Genomic DNA, 18,390 nt, shown 5'->3' with positions numbered 1-18,390 from the left:
CACCCCTCCTCACATCCAGAGTGAACGATCATCACGTCCCGAGGACACGCCCAACATCATTTTGTTAGGGGCTCTTAAGCCAATGCTCCGGTCAGCGCGCCGGGCCGAGGTGGGTGCGCTCGCCGTCGTGGTCGAGGATGCACAGCACCTCGGCCGGTCCGCGGTCCGCGCCGAACGCGTGCGGCACCATCGTGGAGAACTCGGCAGCCTCGCCCGCCTCGACCCGGATGGTCCGCTCGCCGAGTTGCAACACCACGGTCCCGGAGAGCACGGTGAACCAGTCGCGCCCCGGGTGCACCCGCAGATCCGCCGGGATCGGCCGGGTGATCCGCAGCTTGGCGACCGTCATCCGGGGCGCGGCGTCGCCCTGGGACAGCAGCCACGTGGTGATGCCCCGCTCCGGCTCGTGGTGTGGCCGGATCACCACGTCGTCGTCCCCGCCCGCCTCGACCAGCTGGTCCAGCGTGATGCCCAGCGCCCGGGCGATCGGGGTGAGCTGGTCGAGCGCGATGCGCCGGTGGCCGGTCTCGATTCGGCTCAGCGTGGACGGGCTCAGATAGCTGCGCGCCGCCAGCTCGTCCAGCGACCACCCGCGGGCCGTCCGCAATCCGCGGATGCGCTGCCGGACGAGGGCGTCCAGATCTCCGTCTTGCTTCATACGCAAGACCTTATGCCAACGGCGCATGACCGGCGTACGGTCGGCGCATGGCACACACGCACCTGGGCGAGATGCTCGAACTCGACGCCGCCGTCCTGCACGAGTATTACGCGGAACTGATCGGCTGGGTCGGCGCACAGCTGCCGGACCGGCCGCACATCGTCGACCTCGGCGCGGGCACGGGCGTCGGCAGCCGATCGCTGGCCCGCCACCTGCCCGCCGCCCGGATCACCGCCGTCGATGTCGACGAGGAGATGCTCGCGCACCTGCGGCACAAGGCGGACGAGGAGGGCCTGGGGGACCGGATCCGGACCGTAGGCGCGGATCTGGACCAGCCCTGGCCGCAGCTCGAGCCGGCCGACCTGATCTGGGCATCCGCGTCCCTGCACCACATCGGTGACCCGGACAGGGCGCTGGCCCGGGCGTACGAGCTGACCCGCCCCGGCGGCCTGTTCGCCGTGGTCGAACTCGACTCGTTCCCGCGCTTCCTGGACGACCCGGCCGGCGCCGCGCTGGAGGAGCGGTGCCAGGCCCTGCTCGCCGCCAAGCGCCTCGAACACGGCCTGCACATGGGCGAGGCGTGGGGCGAGCGGCTGGCCGGCGCGGGCTACACCGTCGAGGCGGAGCGCCACTTCGACCTCGTCCTGCGGCCGCCGCTGCCCGCCGCGACCGGCCGCTACGCGGAGATCTCGCTGGGCCGCATCCGCCACGGCCTGGAGGACCGCCTCCCGGCCGAGGACCTGGCCGCCCTGGAGCAGCTGGCCGCCGACCTTCCGCACCGCACCGACTTCACGGTGCGCGCGGAGCGTACGGTCTGGCTGGCCCGTCGCCCCACCTAGCTAGGCCGCCTACGGGGCGGTCTGATCGTTGCCTGGGGTCAAGGAGTCCCTGACCCCCGTACGACCCCAACGGCAATGCAAAAGCGGCACGGGGAGCAAGACCAGCACGGGGCTCCGTAGCAGGTCACACACGATGGCCGCCACCGAGCGAGGGTCCTCTTAATCTGCGGGTTCCGGGTTCGAGTCCCTGGCGGCGCACCAACGATCAAGGCCCTGACCTGGTGGTTCACACCGGGCCGGGGCCTTTTTCGGGTACGTCGGTGGTGGGTGGGTCGCTCTGTGGGTGCTCCGGAGCCGTCGGACCGGGTCGACGCCGGTTGGACGCGGCGGGTGTTCGGGGACGCCGTTCGGTGGCGGCCAGGTATGGGGTGGCCGGGTGGACGGGGTCGCGGCTGTCGGTGGTTTCCGGGTGGCCTAGCGTTGGGGGCGGGCCGATCTTGCTTGAACGCGTTATGCCGGTTCTGTGGCTTCCGTAGTCGGCTCTTCGGTTAGCGCATGGGACTGGTCCGAGCCCGTGGGACCTAGACTCCTGCTGGCGCGGCAACGGGAGGCCACCCATGATCGAGAAGATTCTGCGGGCGCTCAGTGGCGCCGCGTCTGACCGCACCGGCAGCAATACTCGGACGCTCTACCACTGGCGCTGCTCGTGCGGCGCCCACTCTCGCGGTCCTGGCGGTTGGCTCATTTCCCTGGACGCGGAGTACGCCGCCCAGCGGCACCAGTGGAACAAGGGCGCCGAACACCAGATGCCGGAGGTCTACTCGACCGAAGAGGAAGTCCCGTAGAGCGTCCCATAGGCGCCCGCTTATTTTGATCGACTTTAGAACTGGTGCGGAACGAGAGCCGGCGTTCATCGCGCTCGCTTCGGGACGTCGAGGGGGCACACCCCCGGTTTCAAAGTCGTCGTAGTAAACGGCGTCGAGGCGGGTCAGCGGGTGGCCGAGGAGCGCCGCGACCTGCCGGGCGAGGGTGAATTTGCCGCTGCCGCCGCAGTCAATGACAGCGATCCGGTTCATCTCTTCGCGGGCAGCTGGATGGGTGCGGCGTGACACGGTGGCTGACTCGATCGAGGTCAGGGGTGGCCGGGAACGGCCGATCGAGCTTCCTTGGCAAGCTGGGTTGCTGTCTCGAACGCCACCGCCCAGGGAAAGACTTTCTGCCGCTCGTTGCCGCCGCCGGGCTGGTGCGGATCCCATCCGTCCTCGGAGCCCAGCACGACGCGTATCCGCTCGTCGCGTAGGGCCGCCACCGCGCGTTGAAAGGGCGCCCGTGCGGCGAGGGCGGCGTTGACGAAGGGGACGATGACGGTCGGTACCTGCCGTCCGATGAGTTCGGCGACGGAGGTCATGGCGTAGTTGTCGGCCAGGCCGAGGGCGATCTTGCTGATCGAGTTGTAGGTGGCGGGCGCGACGACCAGCGCGTCGGCGGGAGGAAGCGACCGGCGAGCGCCGGGTGATGACTGGTAGCTGGACCGGATGGGACTGCCCGTTGCTGCCTCGATCGCGGTCGGATCGATGAAATCCAGGGCGCTGGGGGTCGCGGTGACGGCCACCGTCCAGCCACGTGCGCCCGCGACCTGGGCCAGTTGGAGTACGTCGGTGGCGGGCCCGGCGCCGCAGACGACGACTTGGAGGTGACCGGCGGTCACAACCGGATCCCGGCGTCGTGGGCGAAGCCGACAGCGGCAGTGCGGACGAAGCCGTTGGCGAGCATGGCGAGGTCGCTAGCGGTGCGCTGGACCGCTGGTCGGCAGCGGATCTCTTCCGGTGCCACCTCGTACGCGGTGCGCAGCGCGCTGAGGCCTTGCTCGTAGCGGCCCCACTGGGTGTAGGCGCGTGCCACGTCAACGAACAGGGACGCCTTGCGCTCAGCCAGCGTCACTTTCTCAAGCGGCACCTTGCGGGCGATCGCGATGGCCGTTCCGGCGTCGCCGAGGGTCAGCGCGATGTTGACCCGGTGCAGCAGGACGTTGGTGGCGCCGAAGCCGGTCCACCGGTCGTTGCCGTCGTAGCCGAGGCGGGTTGCAGCGCGGGGTGCCTCATCGAGCATCGCGTGTGCGGTGTCCCGGTCGTCTCGGCGGGCGGCGGCGATGGCCCCTCGAAGGACGAGGGCGCCGTAGACGGCCACCGCATCGGTCGACGCGAGGCGGGTGTCCCGGTCGAGCGAGTCGGCAGCATTCCCAGCGAGGGTCACCGCCTGGGCGTCGTGGCCGTTGCCCATGAGCGCATGGGTCATGATCCGGGCGCTCGCGGCGATCGCCACCGGGTCCTGGCTCATGGCAGCGGCCCTGGTGCTTCTCTCGGCCGCTACCAGGGCCATCCCGCGATCGCCCACCTTCAGCAGGACGCTGCCAACGACGTGGTACAGGTCGGCGGCCAGGACCTCGACCCGTGGCCGCTGATCGCCCTCCGCGCCGGACTTCACCGGTTCGAGGGACGGCAGCAGCGTCACAAGCCGGTCGAGTACGCGCTCGTACCGGCATGCCTGATAGTCGACCTTGGCGGAGGCGACGGACCGGGAGAACTGCGGGAAGGAGAGAGCCGCACCGTCCGAGTGCGCGGGCGAGAAGAACGCGTCGAGCAGCGGAGCGACGTTGGGCGCGGCAGCGACGCCGATCGCCGCCCCGCGTAGAAGGTCTCTCCGTCTCACGTCACCCCCCGAGCCCGAGCCCGAGTCACCGTCTCCGTCATCGCCAGTATCCGCATGCGCGCCGGCATCCGGCCGCGCGGCACCCACAGCTGCACCGCTGGTGCCAACCGCACGCAGCGCCTCGAAGCGTTCCCGTACCTCAGGTGTGGCTCGGGCCAGCACGGTGTCCAGCGCGGCTTGCATGTCCGCGCGGGGGAGCACCTTGTCGCCCTGGCTGCTCCACTTGGCCACGGTCCGCCGCGCCGCGCCGAGGTGCTCGGCGAAGGCGGTCACGCTCATCCGCAACGCATTCCGGAGCGCGTTCGCGTCCTGGCCGGTCCAGGTCGTCACCGCAGCCATCGCACCTCCTTCCGGAACGGACAGTCATCGGTGGAGGTGATGGTAGCCGCACGTGGGGTGACGGCAGGTGCACTGCGGGTGCACCGGCGAGACATTCCGTCCGGCCACCGCCCAAGCCAGCCTGGATGTGCCGACGCGCCGGCCCACAGCGGTGCGCCGGTGGGCCAGCGGCAACCTCACGGCAGGGAGATCAAGATGGACGTGCCGATCGGCGACAGGTCGGAACGCGACCCGACGCACCGGCAAGTGCTCGCGCCGGGCACTCCGTCGACCGCACGGATGACTCCCCGTTCGCGTACCGCCAGCAGGGCTGCGTGGGCGGGTGACCGGCGGTCTGCTCCCAGCCGCCGGCCGACGGCCGGCGCCGGCCGGGGGCCGGCTATGACGGTGTACGTGTCGCGGTACGCCGCGACTGGCGAGCTGACGGCAGACCGCGCAGCGGCGGCTCCGGCGTTGGCACGGCCGGGCTCCACCGATCCGCCGCTGCTGACGCACGTCTGGCGGATCGTGTTCGAGCGGCAGGCGCGGGAGAGCGACCGTCGATGAACGGCGACGGCCCATCTGCCGCTGAGGCTGACCCGAAGATGCCGTCGGAGCATCTGCCGCTGCGTCCGCTCTGGCTGTGCAGGGCCTGCGGGCAGCCCTGGCCGTGCGGACGGGCCAAGCTCGCTCTCCTGGCCAGCTACCAGGACAGCCGGCTCAACCTGCTGCTCTACCTGTCCGGCTGCCTGCACGAGGCCATCGACGACCTGCACCGACTCAACCCGCGAACCACGGGCGACGTCAGGGACATGTTCGACAGATTCCTCGGCTGGCCGGCCCGGCACCGCAGCCGCCCGGCCGCCACCGAACCGCAGATACCGGAGGAGACATGACCGTCCGGGACATCGGCATCATCGCCACGACAGGACAGCAGGCCATTGTCGGGGCCTTCCACACTCTGTTCCTGCAGCCCACCAGCTTCTGCAACTTGGACTGCAGCTACTGCTACCTACCCGACCGGCGCTCCCGCCAGCTCATGTCCGTCCCGGTTGCGACCGCCTGCGCGCGCGTCGTCACACCCGAAACCATCGGCCACGCCGACGACCTCGTCGAGTTCTTCACCGCCCTGCCGGGCTGCGAGTCGGTGGGTTTCAACATCGAGGAGCAGGAAGGCGCCGCCCGCACGCCGGTGCCGGAGGAAGCCGCGTACCGGTTCTGGTGCCGACTCGTCCGGCACCGGCTCGCCGGCGATCCACTCCGGATCCGCGACCTGGATCGCTTGGCCGACTACCTCGGCGCCACCCGCGCCGGTCTCACCGACCAGGCCCGTACGAACCGATCCCCACAGTCGCCCACGACGGTCAGGTGGTCCTGCTGTCACCGGAACTGCTCGGCATCACAAGCCCGCAGTACGCCGACTTCATTGCGGGCAACGTCCTTCGCGAGCCGATCGGCGGCATGCTCGCCCGCGCTCAAGAGCTGCGATACGTCAGCGAGTTCGTGACGGCGCTCAACGATTGTGCGGACCGCTGCACGTTCTACGACTTCTGCCGGAGCGCCCAGGCCGGCAACCGCTACTTCGAACACGGCACCTTCACCGCCCGGGAGACCGCTTACTGCCGCACGACCCGGCAAGCCCTGATCCGCGCCGCCGCGGATCACCTCACCCCTCAAGGAGGACCGTCATGACCAACGCCCTCGCCGCGCTTCTCGGCGCCTCGCCGGACCGCCTCGCCCTCCTCGGCGTCGACCCGGAGCACGCGGTAGCGTCGATCGACGCGGCCAAGTTCGACAACCGCCCCACCTGGGACAACAAGGGGAAGTTTGACAGCCGCCCCGGCCGGGACAACTGGAACAAGAAGAAGTAGCCCGTCCGACCGGCGGCTCGAGTCGACGCGCGGGGTGGCGTGCCCGCCCCGCGCCCGAACAGGTTGGAAAGACATGCGTACGACCACCGTGGGCGACGTGACGATCCTCCTGCCCGACCTCGACCCGGAAGACCTCGACCAGGTCACCGACCTACCCGACAGCGACCTCCGCGACGGCCTCGTGGAGAACGTCTCCTGGCGAGGTCAACAGATCGCCGACTGGAGCATCCGAGGCTGCCGGGTTACCGGAGCGGATCTCGGTGAGATCAACTGGGAGGGCGGCGCACTCTACGGCTGCGAGATCGTCCGGACGGACCTGTCCGGGGCGGCCCTCACCGGCGTCGGCATCGAGCGGTGCTGGGTCACCGGCTCCCGATTCACCGGGAGCCGACTCATCGACGTTCGCCTGAAGGATGTCCTGTTCGACAACTGCCGGTTCGACTACGCCACCCTGAACCGCGTCAGCGCCGCCGGTTCGGTGGCCTTCACCGACTGCACCCTCGTCCAGGGCACCTGGTCATTCTGCCGGCTCTCCGGTGTCGCATTGCGGTCGTGCGACCTGAGCGATTTGGAACTGGACTCCTGCCGTCTCGACGGTGCCGATCTGCGGGGCAGCCGGCTGCACGCCTTCGCGGCACCACTGGACAATTTGCAGGGCGTCGCCCTCACCGAGGACCAGCTTCCCGAGCTGACCCGGATGGCCGTCGATGCCCTGAGCATCGACGTCCGCGCCGATGCGGCGCGCGGCCACGACCGCTGACGCCGCTACCGGCTGCGGCTTTGATTGAGATAGCAGCCGCGAGACCGAGCGAGTGGTCCCCGTCGGTCGCAGACACCGTCCACGGCTCATGAGGCCGTCTACCTGGTCGGGAGCGCGGCTCCGTCCTCGAGGTAGACGCCGCCGCGTCCGATCGTGGTAATCGCCGCGGTGACCCGCCGAGCCAACCGGGGGATCAACGTCGCCGTCCGAGTCGAAGTCGTGAATGCCGCCTTCGCCAGCATGGTGGTGCGTGTCCGTGACGGGCAGCGTCGCGGGATGCGCACCGCTGGTATCTGCTCTTACCAGTGCTACCGGCCATCCGGCGATCGCCGGTAGCTTCCACACCCTGGTCATGCAGCCCCCACCAGCTTCTGCAACCTCGACTGCAGCTACTGCTACCTGCCCGACCGCAGGTCCCGCCGCCTCATGAGCAATGCGGTCGCGCAGGCGTGCGCCGTTCCAGATCTCGGCAATGGACGGACCGCGCTCAGTCCACGATGAGGCGGTAGCCCCGGCCGATGTCGGTGGCCACGAGCCAGCCGTATTCTCCGAGCTCCGCCCGCAGGCGCCATACGGCCTGGTCGGCGCCGAAGCTTCCGCCGCGGTGGGACATGGGTACGAACCGTTCGATGGTGCTGCGGGACAGCGTGTGACCCGGGTAGTCGGCGAGGGAGCGCATGACGGTCGCCGGCCGCGACCCGAGCCGGATAGTCGTACCGTTGACCAGCACGGCATTGCCCTGCACGGTGAAGCGATGACCGCGGGCATGGAACTGCCGGCGGCGCGCCACCAGGACCTCCACGAGGTGCCGGGCGAGTTCGTCGGAGCTGCCGTCGGCCGCCCAGGAGACCGGTATGTCCCGGGAGCGGAAGAACGAGGCCGACTCCGCGTGGGCGGTCGCGACCGCGACGTCCGTCGCCAGCGCACGCAGCAGCAGGTACCCGCGACCGGCCCGGGTCGTGAAGTCGACCAGCGCGCTCGCTCCGGCGGCGGTGGCGAACGTGACCGCGTGCACCTCGCGCTGGATGACCATCTGTGCGAGCCGGTTCAGCGGTGCCAGGCCGACTGGTCGAGCCGAGCCACGGGTCGGCACGACCATCACCTCGATGCCGTGCGTGCGGAGTCTGTCGACCGATCGCGCCGGCAGCGCGTCGTCGGTCGTCACCGCGACCCGGCGGCTCACCGGGTCGCGGCCGAGCAGCCAGGTCACCGCCTCGCCGAGGTCGCCGGTCGACGACACCCAGTCGTGGGTGAAGCCGGTCTCCACCAGTGAGGCGCTGACCGACTCGTTCATCGACAGGATGCTCGCGGAGCTGAGCCCGGACCGGAGCGGATCCGCCAGTCCCCATGCTGCCGCCGCGGACAGCCACCGTGTCCATCCCGCCGCGGTGGTGGCGAGGACATGATCGACCGGAGCCTGGATGAGCCGCCGGGTGGCGATGCGCAATCTCGCGTCCCGGTAGCCGGGCACGGTACGCAACACCGGTAGGTCAACGATCACCGCCCCGTGCTGACGTAGCAGCGCCGCGACATGTTGCAGGCCGCTGTCGGTAACGACCACCGTATATCCTGTCAACGTCGGGCCAGCTCCGGTCGACGTCATGCGGGGAGTCTGGGGGCGGTGCGTTTCTGGTACGTTGCCGGCCGTACAGCAAGTGGTGAGCCGTTTCTCCCATCGAAGCTCTTCGTGGCATGATGTCTCCGACACATCCGCTCGTCGGATTCATTAACCGCGGCGCAACAAATGCCTTGTGCACCTCGCCTCACGTGGAGTTGATGGCTCGGCAATGCCCATGATTTCCGGCGACCCTACGGTCTCGGGCCATGACCACCTCCCTGAACCGCCGCGGCTTTCTTCGCCTCACCGGATCTGCTGCCGCCGTGGCGGCTGCCGGTAGCATCCTGACCGCGTGCGCTGTCGATGAAAACCCCGGCCAGGCCGCCGGCGCTGGCGGTAAGAACCTGCGCAAGGTCAAACTCGGATTCATCGCGCTCACCGACTGCGCGCCATTGATCGCGGCCAAGCAGCTCGGCTACTTCGCCGAGCGTGGCCTGGACGTCGAACTGATCAAGCAGGCATCGTGGCCGGCGACCCGGGACAACCTCCTGAGCGGCGAGATCGACGGCGGGCACGTCCTGTTCAGCATGCCGCTGTCGGTCGCGATGGGCATCGGCGGAAAGGCCGGCACGACCGACCTCAAGATCGCCATGGTGCTGAACAACAACGGCCAGGCCATCACGCTGAAGAAGGCGTACGCCGGTGCCGGTTACGGTGACCTCGGTGCGGCGAAGGAGCTCCTCGAGAAGGAGAAGCCCAAGCTGGCCATGACCTTCCCGGGCGGCACCCACGACACATGGCTGCGCTACTGGCTCAAGGCCACCAAGGCCGACACCTCCAACATCCAGGTCTCGGCGGTTCCGCCACCGCAGATGGTGTCCAACATGGCCGCCAACAACCAGGACGGGTACTGCGTGGGCGAGCCGTGGGGTGCGGTGGCGGTTCAGAAGGACATCGGGTTCACCCACATCACCACTCAGGACATCTGGCAGCACCACCCGGAGAAGGCGCTGGTGGTGGGTGCCAAGCTCACCAATGACCAGGACACGTTGGCCGACATCATGAAGGCCACGCTCAAGGCCGCCAGGTGGCTGGACGACCTCGCCAACCGCGACAAGCTGGCCGACATGCTGGCGCCGGTGGGCTACGTCAACGCGCCGGCCGCCAACATCAAGGGCCGACTGCTCGGCCAGTACGACCTCGGCGCCGGCCTCGGCGCCAAGACCTACACCGGCGATCAGATGATGTTCTTCCGGGACGGCGAGACGTCGCTCCCGCGACGCTCCCATGTGTACTGGTTCCTTGCCCAGTACCAGCGCTTCGGCCTCGTCAAGGAAACTCCGGACTACGCCAAGCTCGCCGACGAACTCATCCTGCACGACCTTTATGCGAAGGTCGCCGCCGCCGAGGGCATCAAGATTCCGGACGACGACATGGCACCCTTCCACATCAAATTGGACAACATCATGTTTGACCCGAAGAACGTCGCGGACGAGGCCAGGCGGCCATGACCTCGGGCGACGCAACACCGAGCGCCGTCGCGCCGGCCGCGAACGACTCGAGTGGTCCCACGCTGACGTCAGTCGCCCCGGCCGATGGGGCAGGCGAGGGAATCGGCGCGCCGGCGACGCCAGCCGCCGGAAACGGATCGCGGTCGGCGCCCCCGACCGCAGACATCGACGTTGCCGGCCACCGTGGCCCGGCGACACCCTCCTGGTTGACCGCGTGGGGCAGTCGACTGGCCAGCTTCGTGGTGGCCGCCCTCTGGGCCGTGGTCGGTCTCGCGGTGTTCGTGGCGCTGTGGCAGTTCGCGACCCTTGGCTCAACCGCGGTGCCGGGTCCGCTCGACAGCGCCCGGACCCTCGGCGACCTGCTCAGCCGACCGTTCTTCAACACCACCAACGACAAGGGCATCGGTCTGCACCTGTACGTCTCGCTGAGGCGGGTGTTCCTGGGATTCGGTCTGGCCGCGCTGGTCGGCATCGCGCTCGGGCTGATCATGGGCGCGGTCCGACCCGTCTGGTCCGCGCTCAACCCGCTCGTGCAGGTGCTCCGTCCGGTGTCGCCACTGGCCTGGTTCCCGATCTGGCTCTACATCGTCGAGGAACCGGCACAGTCGGCGGTCATCGTCATCTTCATCACCGCGCTGTGGCCCACTCTGATCAACACCGCGGCGGGTGCCGGTTCCATCCCCCGCGACCAGCGCAACGTGGCACTGGTCTTCAAGTTCCGACCGCTGGCGTACCTGTGGCACGTGCTGATACCCAACGCGCTGCCCTCCATCATCACCGGCCTGCGGCTGTCCATGGGCATCGGCTGGATGGTCATCGTCGCGGTCGAGATGCTCCAGGGCAACTCCGGCATCGGTTACTTCGTCTGGAACTCGTACAACGCCCTGGAACTCGACAAGGTGGTCGCGGCAATCGTGCTCATCGGTGTGGTCGGGCTCGTCCTCGACACGATCCTGCTCATGCTCTCCCGGTGGGTCACTCCTGAGGAGGTACACGGATGACCATCGCCATCAACGGCGTCCGCAAATCGTTCCGGCGCCGGGGGCACGCGCCCCAGGAGGTGCTGCGCGGCGTCGACCTGACCATCGACACCGGCGAGTTCGTCTCCTTCATCGGGCACTCCGGCTGCGGAAAGTCGACCCTGCTCAACATCGTCGGCGGGCTGGTCACTGCGGACAGCGGCACGGTGCGGATCGACGGGCAGCCGGTCACCGGGCCGGGGCCCGACCGCGCGATGGTGTTCCAGAACTACTCGCTGCTGCCGTGGCTGAGCCTGCGGCAGAACGTCCGGGTTGCGGTGCAGGAGTCCCGCCCGGACTGGAAGCGGGCCCGGGTCGACGAGATGGTCGAGCGGTACCTGACCGCGGTATCGCTGTGGGAGCACCGCAACAAGCGGCCGGGGCAGGTCTCCGGCGGCATGGCCCAGCGTGCGGCGGTGGCCCGGGCGTTCGCGGTTGCGCCCCGAACACTGTTGCTCGACGAGCCGTTCGGCGCCCTGGACGCGCTGACCCGCTCCCGGCTGCAGCAGCAACTCGTCGACCTGTGGGACAGCGAGTCGGAGACCGAGACCGTGTTGATGGTGACGCACGGTCTGGACGAGGCGATCCTGCTTGCGGACCGGATCGTGGTGATGGCCAACCTGCCCTACCCGTCGGTGCGCACCACCATCGACGTACCGATTCCCCGGCCACGCAACCGTACGACTGTCGTGCACCATCCCGCGTACGACGGCATCCAGAAGCAACTCGTGGATCTCCTCATCGCGGACAACGACGTGGAGCCCGTCGAGGCTGCGGTGGCCTGAGCGCAACCGACGACGCCTCGGCCGGATCTTGGAGGCTTGCGGGAACACGCCGTGAGAATCCAAGGTCCGGCTCCCACGTCCCATCGGCGCATCATCGCCGCCCACGTCGATCCCGGTCGTCAACCAGTGGTTGACGCACGAGGGTCGTCAACCTATGGTTGACGCATGACGGATCCCATCCAGATGACGAACCCGGTACGCCTCGACGACCTCATCCGGGCCATCAAGAAGGCCCATCCCGACGCGCTCGACCAGCTCAGCGACGCGGTCATCGCGGCCGACCACCTGGACGAGCTGGCCGACCACCTGATCGGCCACTTCGTGGACCAGGCCCGGCGCTCCGGTGCCTCGTGGACCGAAATCGGCAAGAGCATGGGGGTCAGCAAGCAGGCCGCCCAGAAGCGCTCCGCCGCGAAGGTCGACGCGGCCGCCGCCCTCGACCCGAGCGCCGGCTTCGGCCGCTTCACCCCGCGGGCCCGCAACGTCGTGATGGCCTCGCAGAACGAGGCCCGGGCCACCGGGCACGCGGAGATCCGCGCCGAGCACCTGGTGCTGGGGCTGCTGGCCGAGCCGGACGCGCTGGCCGCCAAGGCGATCGTCGACGAGGGCGTATCGCTGGACGCCGTGCGGCAGGCGGCGACGGCGGCGCTCCCGCCCCCCGCCGACCAGGTGCCCGACCTGATCCCCTACGACGCGCAGGGCAAGAAGGCCCTCGAACTGACCTTCCGGGAGGCGCTGCGCCTCGGGCACAACTACATCGGCACCGAGCACATCCTGCTCGCCCTGCTGGAGCTGGAGGACGGCTCGGGCGTGCTCTCCGGGCTGGGACTGGGCAAGGACGGTGTCGAGGAACGGATCATGGCCACCCTGGCGCTGTACCGGTGACCCTCGCGGGGGACGCAATGTCCCCCGCACCGGGGAGTTCCCGCCCTCCGGATGTCGGCAGAGTCCCAGGTGGACCATCTCCGCCGGCGCGCACGGCCGGCGCGCGCGGCCGGCGCGGGGGCGGTGACGGTCCGTCGGTGGCCGGGGCGCGGCACGGGGGACGCCCCGGCCATCGACGGGTACGGGGTCAGGCGACGGCGACGGGGAAGCCGTAGCGGGCGGCGTGCTCGGGGTCGGTCGGGTCGACCTGCCGGATCCCGGCGTCGGCGAGGCGCTTGTTCACCTCGTCCAGCTGCTCGCGGACCAGTCGGGCCTCCTCCTCGGTGACCCGGCCGCGGTGCGGCCGGCCGGCGTGCTCGATGGTGCCGTAGTCGATCTTTTCGGCGCTCTTGCGCGCCTTCGGCGGGCGTACCCGCTCGGCGGTGCGCAGCAGTTGGGCCATCGGTACGTCGGTGGCCATCGCGTCGAACTCGCTGGCGGTCAGCACCACCCGGCGCGGCTCGCCGCCGCCGTGCCGGTCGTGGATCTCCACCACCGCCACGTCCAGCGCCGCGTCGTCGATGCTCTCCACCTCGATCGGGGTGGCGTCCAGTTGCACGGGCCCGGCCACCAGGTCAGGGTGCTCCAGCACGACGACCTTGACCACCTCGTCGTCGGCCTGCAGTACCGTGCCACTGAAGTCGGAGACGTGGATCGTCTTCTTGCCCATGCGCGGAGCTTCTCCTGTCGTAGGCCGAGTTTCGGACCACAAGACGCTACCCGACAGGTGTGCGAAAGCCCCGGCTGGACGCCCCGGGTGTGTCGCCGCTTTCTCCGGCGCGGTCAGCGGGCGGTGAGGCCCCGGCGGGAGGAGACGCCCGCGGGAAGGCTGTTGAGGTCGCCCCAGGAGAGCGCGGCGTTCACCCCGCGCCCGGTCCGCGCCTCCCGGTACGGCGGTTGGGCCGGAAATCGCCCGGCGGCCTCGGCCGCCCGCCAGATCCTCGCGGTGTCCTGCTGGTACCGGTCATTCGGCTGATTCGGCATGACCATTACCGTCCCAAAAGAAGTTGTACATGTATGGAAATGAATATGACGGTCGATCGATGTCTCGGGTTCCCGGACATCGGCCTCGCTCAGTACGTCTACCCGGGCGGCCAGGCCGTCAACCGGCCCCCGTCGAGCGCAACGGAAGGTCGGCCCGGCCGGCACGGCGTACGGTGATCACGACGAGGTGGTCGTACCCGAGCGGGCGAGGGAGGTGTCCGGTGCTCGACCGCCGGCTCTACCTGCACCTGGTCACCTGGCTGGGCCAGTGGCCGGCCGGCCCCGGCCTGCACGTCGTCGGCTCCCGCCGGCGCGGGCGACCGTCCTGGGACGGGCGGCTGCGACCGGCGATCGCCGTCCAGGCCGCCGGCAGCACCGTGCTCTCGGTGCCGCCGGAGCGGGTGGCGGCGATCCGCGCGCTGGCCCGTGGGCCGGAGGCCGAGCTGCTCGCGGCGCTGCCCGCCGCCGTCGGCCAACCGGACTGGATGCTGGCCGACGACGTCTTCCGGTGGTGCCTGGACCCGGCCCCGCTGCCCGAGGTGGGGCGCTGGGTCCCGCCGACCGACCCGGCGTTCCCTCCCTGGCTGCGGCTGTTCGACCGGGAGGTGCTGGTGGTCCGGGACACCGACGGCGGCTACCTCGCCGGTGTCGGGATCAAGCGACACGACCCGCACGGACACGAGCTGGCGGTGGGTACGACGCCGGCCGCGCGCGGCCGGGGCCTGGCCCGCCGGCTGGTCGCCCAGGCCGCCCGGCGGGTGCTCGACGAGGGCGCCGTCCCGACGTACCGGCACGACCCGGCCAACGTCGCCTCGGCCCGGGTGGCGGAGGCGGCCGGCTTCCCGGACCGGGGCTGGCGATCGTACGGCGTCTATCCCCGGTGACCGGTCGCGCGGGTGTGGCGCCGCGCTGACCGCGCCGCGCGGCGTCGTGCTGGCAGGGCGCGGACCGTGGATTCCGGGCCGAATCCACGGTCCGCAGCCTTCCCCCCAGGCCCTCCGTGTGCCGGCGTACCCGCCGACCGGTCCCGTTGATGGTGACGCTACGTACGGATCGGCCCGTGAGCAAGAGGTAACCGACCGTTTCGGCGTGTCCGGTAGTGGACTTGAGCTGCGGCAAGGGTCGTCGACCCGGTCGACGGCGATGGTGACGGAGCGTGCGGGGTGAGCGGACGGCGGACCGCGACCCAGGCTGTCGCGCCGCCCGGCGGGTATCGTCGTGCCGCGACGGTGGCAGCTCGGCGAGGAGCGGGACATGCGGGTGGACAGGCGGCACGAGGACGGCGGGCGGATCGTCCTGCGGCCCGTCGGCGACCTGGACATCGCCACCGCCGCCGTGGTGCAGGACGCCCTGGACGCCGCCCTCGACCTGCCGGACACGGTGGAGCTGGTCGTGGACCTCGCCGAGGTGCCCTTCCTGGACTCGACCGGCGTCGCCGCCCTGCTGCGCGGGGCCGCCGAGGCCGTCGGTCGGGGCGCCAGCCTCCGGGTGGTCGACCCGCAGCCGGTGGTGGCCCGGGTGCTGCGGATCACCGGCGTCGACAGCCTGGTCGGGCTCGCGCCCCGGCACCGGAACCCGTCCGCCGTCGACCCCGACGCCCCCGCCGCCTAGGAACCGGCCACCCTTGTCGGGGGGCAGCGCCGCAACCAGGTCTCAGCCGATCAGCCCCAGCCCCAGCGCCTCCGCCGCCGCCCGGCCGTTGGCGTGGCTCGCCCCGTAGGTGGTGACGAAGGCGCGCGCGCCGGTCGGCCGCCAGCGCCCCGGCCAGCCCATCTCGACCACGGTCACCGGGTACGCGGCGGCCAGCGCGTCGACCAGCTCGGCGCCGCCGGGCAGCCGGTGCAGGTGCCGCCCGACCAGCACGATCGGCCGGCCGTCGGCGAGCCGCCCCAGCGCGGCGGCATCCGTCTCGGTGGCGACGACGCGTACCTCCTCCAGGCCGTCCAGGTGCGGGCCCAGGCCCCACGGCACCCGCCCCTCGGCCATGGTGGCGGTGGCGTGCAGCTGCACCACCAGCGGCCGGGCCAGCCCGTCGACCTCGCCCTCGACGCGGACCGCCCGGCGCGCGGCGGCGTACCCGAGGTCGGTGGGGATGGTCGGCGGGATGCCGGCGGCCCGGGTCCAGGCGGCGAGCGCGGCGGTGCGGCCGGCCGCCTCCTCGACCCGGGCGCGGTCCAGCCGGCCGTCGCCGATCGCCGCGACGATCTCGCCGGCCACGTGCTCGACCAGGGCGGCGTCGACCTTCGCGCCGATGCAGAGCAGGTCCGCGCCGGCGGCCAGCGCGCGCACGGCGGCCGGCCCGACCCCGCCGGCGGCCAGCGCGGCGCCCTGCATCTCCAGCGCGTCGGTGATCACCGTGCCGGTGAAGCCGTACTCGCCGCGGAGCAGGTCGACCAGGACGGCCCGGCTGAACGTGGCCGGCCCGTCCCCGGTGAGCGCCGGCACCCGGATGTGGGCGGTCATCACGGCCCGGGCGCCCGCCTCGACGACCGCCGCGAACGGCGGCAGGTCGCGCTCGCGCAGCAGGGCCGGGGACACGTCCACGGTGGGCAGCTCGTGGTGCGAGTCGGCCACGGTGGCGCCGTGCCCGGGGAAGTGCTTGGCGCAGGCGGCGACCCCGACCGACTGGAGACCCTCGACGGCGGCGGCGGAGTGGGCGGCGACCCGGGCCGGGTCGGCGCCGAACGACCGGGTGCCGATCACCGGGTTCTCGTCGGCGGTGTTGACGTCGACGGTCGGGGCCAGGTTGACGGTGATGCCGAGGGCGGCCAGCTCGGCGCCGATGGCCGCGTAGACCCGGCCGGTGAGCGCGGTGTCGTCGACCGCGCCGAGCGCCGCGTTGCCCGGGTACGGGCTGCCGGTGGCGTGCGCCAGCCGGGTGACGTCGCCGCCCTCCTCGTCGATGGCGATCAGCACGTCCGGCCGGCCGGCGCGCAGCGCGAGGGTGCTCGCGGCCACCTGCGCGGGATCGTGGACGTTGGTGCCGAACAGGGTGTGCCCGGCCAGCCCCTCGGCGACCAGGTCGACGGCCCACTCCGGCGGCACCGGCCCCGGGTACGCGGCGAGCAGGGTGCCCAGCGCGAGCCGGCGCAGTCCTGGATCCAGCCCCACGTGTCTTTCCCCCTTCGGTGCCGGACGGCACGAGTGTCGCACCGGGAGCGGTCGGTCGTCCGAGTTCCCGGGTACGGGGTGGCCGATACGCTACGGGCACCCGCCCGCAGGTCGATTCGGTTGGCGAAGTTTACGGAAATCAGAGGACGTGGCATGAGTGCGACCCGGCTGCCCGGCACACCCCGCCTGTTGCGGGCGCTCAACGACCGAGCGGCACTGGAACTGCTGCTCGAACGGGGCCCGCTGACCCGGGCCCGGCTCGGCGAGCTGACCGGCCTGTCCAAGGTCACCGCCTCGCAGCTGGTCGAGCGGCTGGAGGAGCGCGGGCTGGTCACCCGGGTCGGTGAGCAGGCCGGCGGGCGGGGCCCGAACGCCCAGCTCTACGCGGTACGCCCGGGCAGCGCGCACGTGGTCGGCGTGGACGTCGGCGCGGAGCGGGTGGTGGCGGCCTGCGCCGACATCACCGGAGCCGTCATCGGCCGGGTGGAGCAGTCCACCCGGGACACCGACGACCCGGTCGGCGTGGTGCACAACGCGGTGGTGCGGGCGGCGAGCAGCGCCGGCGCGGAGCTGTCCAGCGTGCGGCGGGTGGTGCTGGGCACCCCCGGCCTGGTGGACCCGGGCACCGGCGACATCACCTTCGCCTTCAACCTGCCGCGCTGGCACCGGGGCCTGCTCGCCGCGCTCCGCGAGGACCTGCACACCCCGGTGGTCTTCGAGAACGACGTCAACCTGGCCGCCGTCGCCGAGGCGCAGTCCGGCGCGGCCCAGGGGCTGGCGGACTTCGTGCTGGTCTGGGTGGGCGCCGGCGTCGGTCTGGCGATCATGCTGGGCGGACGGCTGCACCATGGCAGCAGCGGCGCGGCCGGTGAGATCGGCTACCTGCCGGTGCCCGGCGTGCCGATCCCGCGCGACGTCTCCCGCCGGGCCAAGCCGGCGTTCCAGCAGCTCGCCGGGGCGGACGCGGTTCACGCGGTGGCCCGTGAGCACGGCTTCGACGCCGGCTGCGCGGCCGACGCGGTGCGCGACGCCGTCGCCGCCGGTACGGCCGGCGCCCCGATGCTCGACGAGCTGGCCCGGCGGCTGGCCCTTGGCGTGGCCAGCACCTGCGTGGTGCTGGACCCGCCGCTGGTGGTGCTCGCCGGCGAGGTCGGGCAGGCCGGCGGGGCGGCGCTGGCCGAGCGGGTGCAGCAGGAGGTCGCCGCGATCACGCTGGTCCGGCCCCGGGTGGTGCCGACCGGGCTGACCGAGGAGCCGATCCTGCGCGGCGCGCTGCGCACGGCGCTGGACGCCGTCCGGGACGAGGTCTTCGGGTCGACGGTCGGCTGACGCCCGTCGCCGTACGCCACCCGTCATGTGAAGGAATTCTTCACCACCGGCTCGGCCTCGGCAAGATCCTGCCG

General features: G+C 71.2%; 20 protein-coding genes and 2 pseudogenes. 15 read left to right on the top strand and 7 right to left on the bottom strand.

The annotated features are described in order from the left end of the window. Positions 1-91: 91 nt before the first annotated feature. Complete coding sequence (locus ACTMS9_RS19835) at positions 92-658, bottom strand: helix-turn-helix domain-containing protein (protein WP_441144762.1); 567 nt, start codon at positions 656-658, stop codon at positions 92-94. A 47-nt stretch (positions 659-705) separates the two neighbouring features. Between ACTMS9_RS19835 and ACTMS9_RS19830 the strand changes: the two genes are divergently transcribed. Together ACTMS9_RS19830 and ACTMS9_RS19825 are read left to right on the top strand one after the other, a co-directional pair. Further along, a complete protein-coding gene (locus ACTMS9_RS19830; protein ID WP_441165658.1) occupies positions 706-1,497 on the top strand; it encodes a class I SAM-dependent methyltransferase in 792 nt (263 codons plus the stop codon). Positions 1,498-2,054: 557 nt separating this feature from the next. Next, positions 2,055-2,282, top strand: coding sequence for a hypothetical protein (locus ACTMS9_RS19825; RefSeq protein ID WP_441165657.1), 228 nt, complete (start codon positions 2,055-2,057; stop codon positions 2,280-2,282). A gap of 287 nt (positions 2,283-2,569) precedes the next feature. Here ACTMS9_RS19825 and ACTMS9_RS19820 read toward each other — a convergent pair whose 3' ends face one another. After that, positions 2,570-3,145 carry a flavoprotein gene (locus ACTMS9_RS19820; protein ID WP_441165656.1) on the bottom strand — a complete coding sequence of 192 codons (576 nt, stop codon included), beginning with the start codon at positions 3,143-3,145 and terminating at the stop codon, positions 2,570-2,572. Further along, on the bottom strand, positions 3,142-4,485 hold the full coding sequence (locus tag ACTMS9_RS19815; RefSeq protein WP_441165655.1) for a hypothetical protein: 1,344 nt from the start codon (positions 4,483-4,485) through the stop codon (positions 3,142-3,144). The genes ACTMS9_RS19820 and ACTMS9_RS19815 overlap by 4 nt, the downstream gene beginning before the upstream one ends. A gap of 381 nt (positions 4,486-4,866) precedes the next feature. On the opposite strand from ACTMS9_RS19815, the gene amcA (ACTMS9_RS19810) reads away from it, so the two are divergent. The 6 genes and pseudogenes from amcA (ACTMS9_RS19810) to ACTMS9_RS19785 all read left to right on the top strand — a co-directional run. Next, complete coding sequence (amcA, locus tag ACTMS9_RS19810; protein WP_441165654.1) at positions 4,867-5,031, top strand: multiple cyclophane-containing RiPP AmcA; 165 nt, start codon at positions 4,867-4,869, stop codon at positions 5,029-5,031. After that, positions 5,028-5,360 carry a hypothetical protein gene (locus ACTMS9_RS19805; RefSeq protein WP_441165653.1) on the top strand — a complete coding sequence of 111 codons (333 nt, stop codon included), beginning with the start codon at positions 5,028-5,030 and terminating at the stop codon, positions 5,358-5,360. Before amcA (ACTMS9_RS19810) ends, ACTMS9_RS19805 begins: the two co-directional genes overlap by 4 nt. Next, positions 5,357-6,156, top strand: a pseudogene (locus ACTMS9_RS19800) (hypothetical protein). Before ACTMS9_RS19805 ends, ACTMS9_RS19800 begins: the two are co-directional and overlap by 4 nt. Continuing rightward, entirely contained in the window at positions 6,153-6,335 is a 183-nt protein-coding gene (gene amcA / locus ACTMS9_RS19795; protein WP_441165652.1) for a multiple cyclophane-containing RiPP AmcA, read from the top strand. Before ACTMS9_RS19800 ends, amcA (ACTMS9_RS19795) begins: the two are co-directional and overlap by 4 nt. A gap of 73 nt (positions 6,336-6,408) precedes the next feature. Further along, entirely contained in the window at positions 6,409-7,095 is a 687-nt protein-coding gene (locus ACTMS9_RS19790; RefSeq protein WP_441165670.1) for a pentapeptide repeat-containing protein, read from the top strand. A gap of 286 nt (positions 7,096-7,381) precedes the next feature. Next, a pseudogene (locus ACTMS9_RS19785) lies at positions 7,382-7,551 on the top strand (cyclophane-forming radical SAM peptide maturase AmcB); the annotation flags it as partial. A gap of 31 nt (positions 7,552-7,582) precedes the next feature. On the opposite strand, the gene ACTMS9_RS19780 reads toward ACTMS9_RS19785, so the two are convergent. Further along, positions 7,583-8,656 (bottom strand): uroporphyrinogen-III synthase, encoded by a 1,074-nt coding sequence (locus ACTMS9_RS19780; protein ID WP_441165651.1) that lies wholly within the window; start codon positions 8,654-8,656, stop codon positions 7,583-7,585. Positions 8,657-8,919: 263 nt separating this feature from the next. On the opposite strand from ACTMS9_RS19780, the gene ACTMS9_RS19775 reads away from it, so the two are divergent. The 4 genes from ACTMS9_RS19775 (at position 8,920) to ACTMS9_RS19760 (ending at position 12,853) form a co-directional block, all read left to right on the top strand. Continuing rightward, positions 8,920-10,164, top strand: a complete 1,245-nt coding sequence (locus ACTMS9_RS19775; protein WP_441165650.1) for a CmpA/NrtA family ABC transporter substrate-binding protein — start codon at positions 8,920-8,922, stop codon at positions 10,162-10,164. Positions 10,165-10,370: 206 nt separating this feature from the next. Next, positions 10,371-11,165, top strand: coding sequence for a nitrate ABC transporter permease (gene ntrB, locus ACTMS9_RS19770; RefSeq protein WP_441165649.1), 795 nt, complete (start codon positions 10,371-10,373; stop codon positions 11,163-11,165). Beyond that, positions 11,162-11,968 carry an ABC transporter ATP-binding protein gene (locus ACTMS9_RS19765; RefSeq protein WP_441144736.1) on the top strand — a complete coding sequence of 269 codons (807 nt, stop codon included), beginning with the start codon at positions 11,162-11,164 and terminating at the stop codon, positions 11,966-11,968. Before ntrB ends, ACTMS9_RS19765 begins: the two co-directional genes overlap by 4 nt. A gap of 165 nt (positions 11,969-12,133) precedes the next feature. After that, positions 12,134-12,853, top strand: a complete 720-nt coding sequence (locus ACTMS9_RS19760; RefSeq protein WP_441165648.1) for a Clp protease N-terminal domain-containing protein — start codon at positions 12,134-12,136, stop codon at positions 12,851-12,853. Positions 12,854-13,040: 187 nt separating this feature from the next. Here the strand turns inward: ACTMS9_RS19760 and ACTMS9_RS19755 are convergent, their stop codons facing one another. Both ACTMS9_RS19755 and ACTMS9_RS19750 read right to left on the bottom strand, forming a co-directional pair. Then, entirely contained in the window at positions 13,041-13,562 is a 522-nt protein-coding gene (locus ACTMS9_RS19755; protein ID WP_441144732.1) for a hypothetical protein, read from the bottom strand. 113 nt (positions 13,563-13,675) lie between these two features. Beyond that, a complete protein-coding gene (locus ACTMS9_RS19750; RefSeq protein WP_154943277.1) occupies positions 13,676-13,876 on the bottom strand; it encodes a DNA repair protein in 201 nt (66 codons plus the stop codon). A 221-nt stretch (positions 13,877-14,097) separates the two neighbouring features. On the opposite strand from ACTMS9_RS19750, the gene ACTMS9_RS19745 reads away from it, so the two are divergent. Together ACTMS9_RS19745 and ACTMS9_RS19740 are read left to right on the top strand one after the other, a co-directional pair. Next, complete coding sequence (locus tag ACTMS9_RS19745; RefSeq protein ID WP_441165647.1) at positions 14,098-14,760, top strand: GNAT family N-acetyltransferase; 663 nt, start codon at positions 14,098-14,100, stop codon at positions 14,758-14,760. Positions 14,761-15,094: 334 nt separating this feature from the next. Next, entirely contained in the window at positions 15,095-15,487 is a 393-nt protein-coding gene (locus ACTMS9_RS19740; RefSeq protein ID WP_441165646.1) for an STAS domain-containing protein, read from the top strand. Between the two features lie 42 nt (positions 15,488-15,529). On the opposite strand, the gene ACTMS9_RS19735 is transcribed toward ACTMS9_RS19740, so the two are convergent. Beyond that, on the bottom strand, positions 15,530-16,987 hold the full coding sequence (locus ACTMS9_RS19735; RefSeq protein WP_441165645.1) for a glycoside hydrolase family 3 protein: 1,458 nt from the start codon (positions 16,985-16,987) through the stop codon (positions 15,530-15,532). Between the two features lie 153 nt (positions 16,988-17,140). On the opposite strand from ACTMS9_RS19735, the gene ACTMS9_RS19730 reads away from it, so the two are divergent. Next, on the top strand, positions 17,141-18,316 hold the full coding sequence (locus ACTMS9_RS19730) for an ROK family transcriptional regulator (RefSeq protein WP_441144724.1): 1,176 nt from the start codon (positions 17,141-17,143) through the stop codon (positions 18,314-18,316). Positions 18,317-18,390: the final 74 nt, after the last annotated feature.

It is taken from the genome of Micromonospora sp. L31 (genome assembly GCF_052068075.1).
Lineage (GTDB): Bacteria > Actinomycetota > Actinomycetes > Mycobacteriales > Micromonosporaceae > Micromonospora > Micromonospora purpureochromogenes.
Note: the sequence above shows the minus strand (reverse complement) of the source record. Positions and strands in the feature narration are given on the sequence as shown.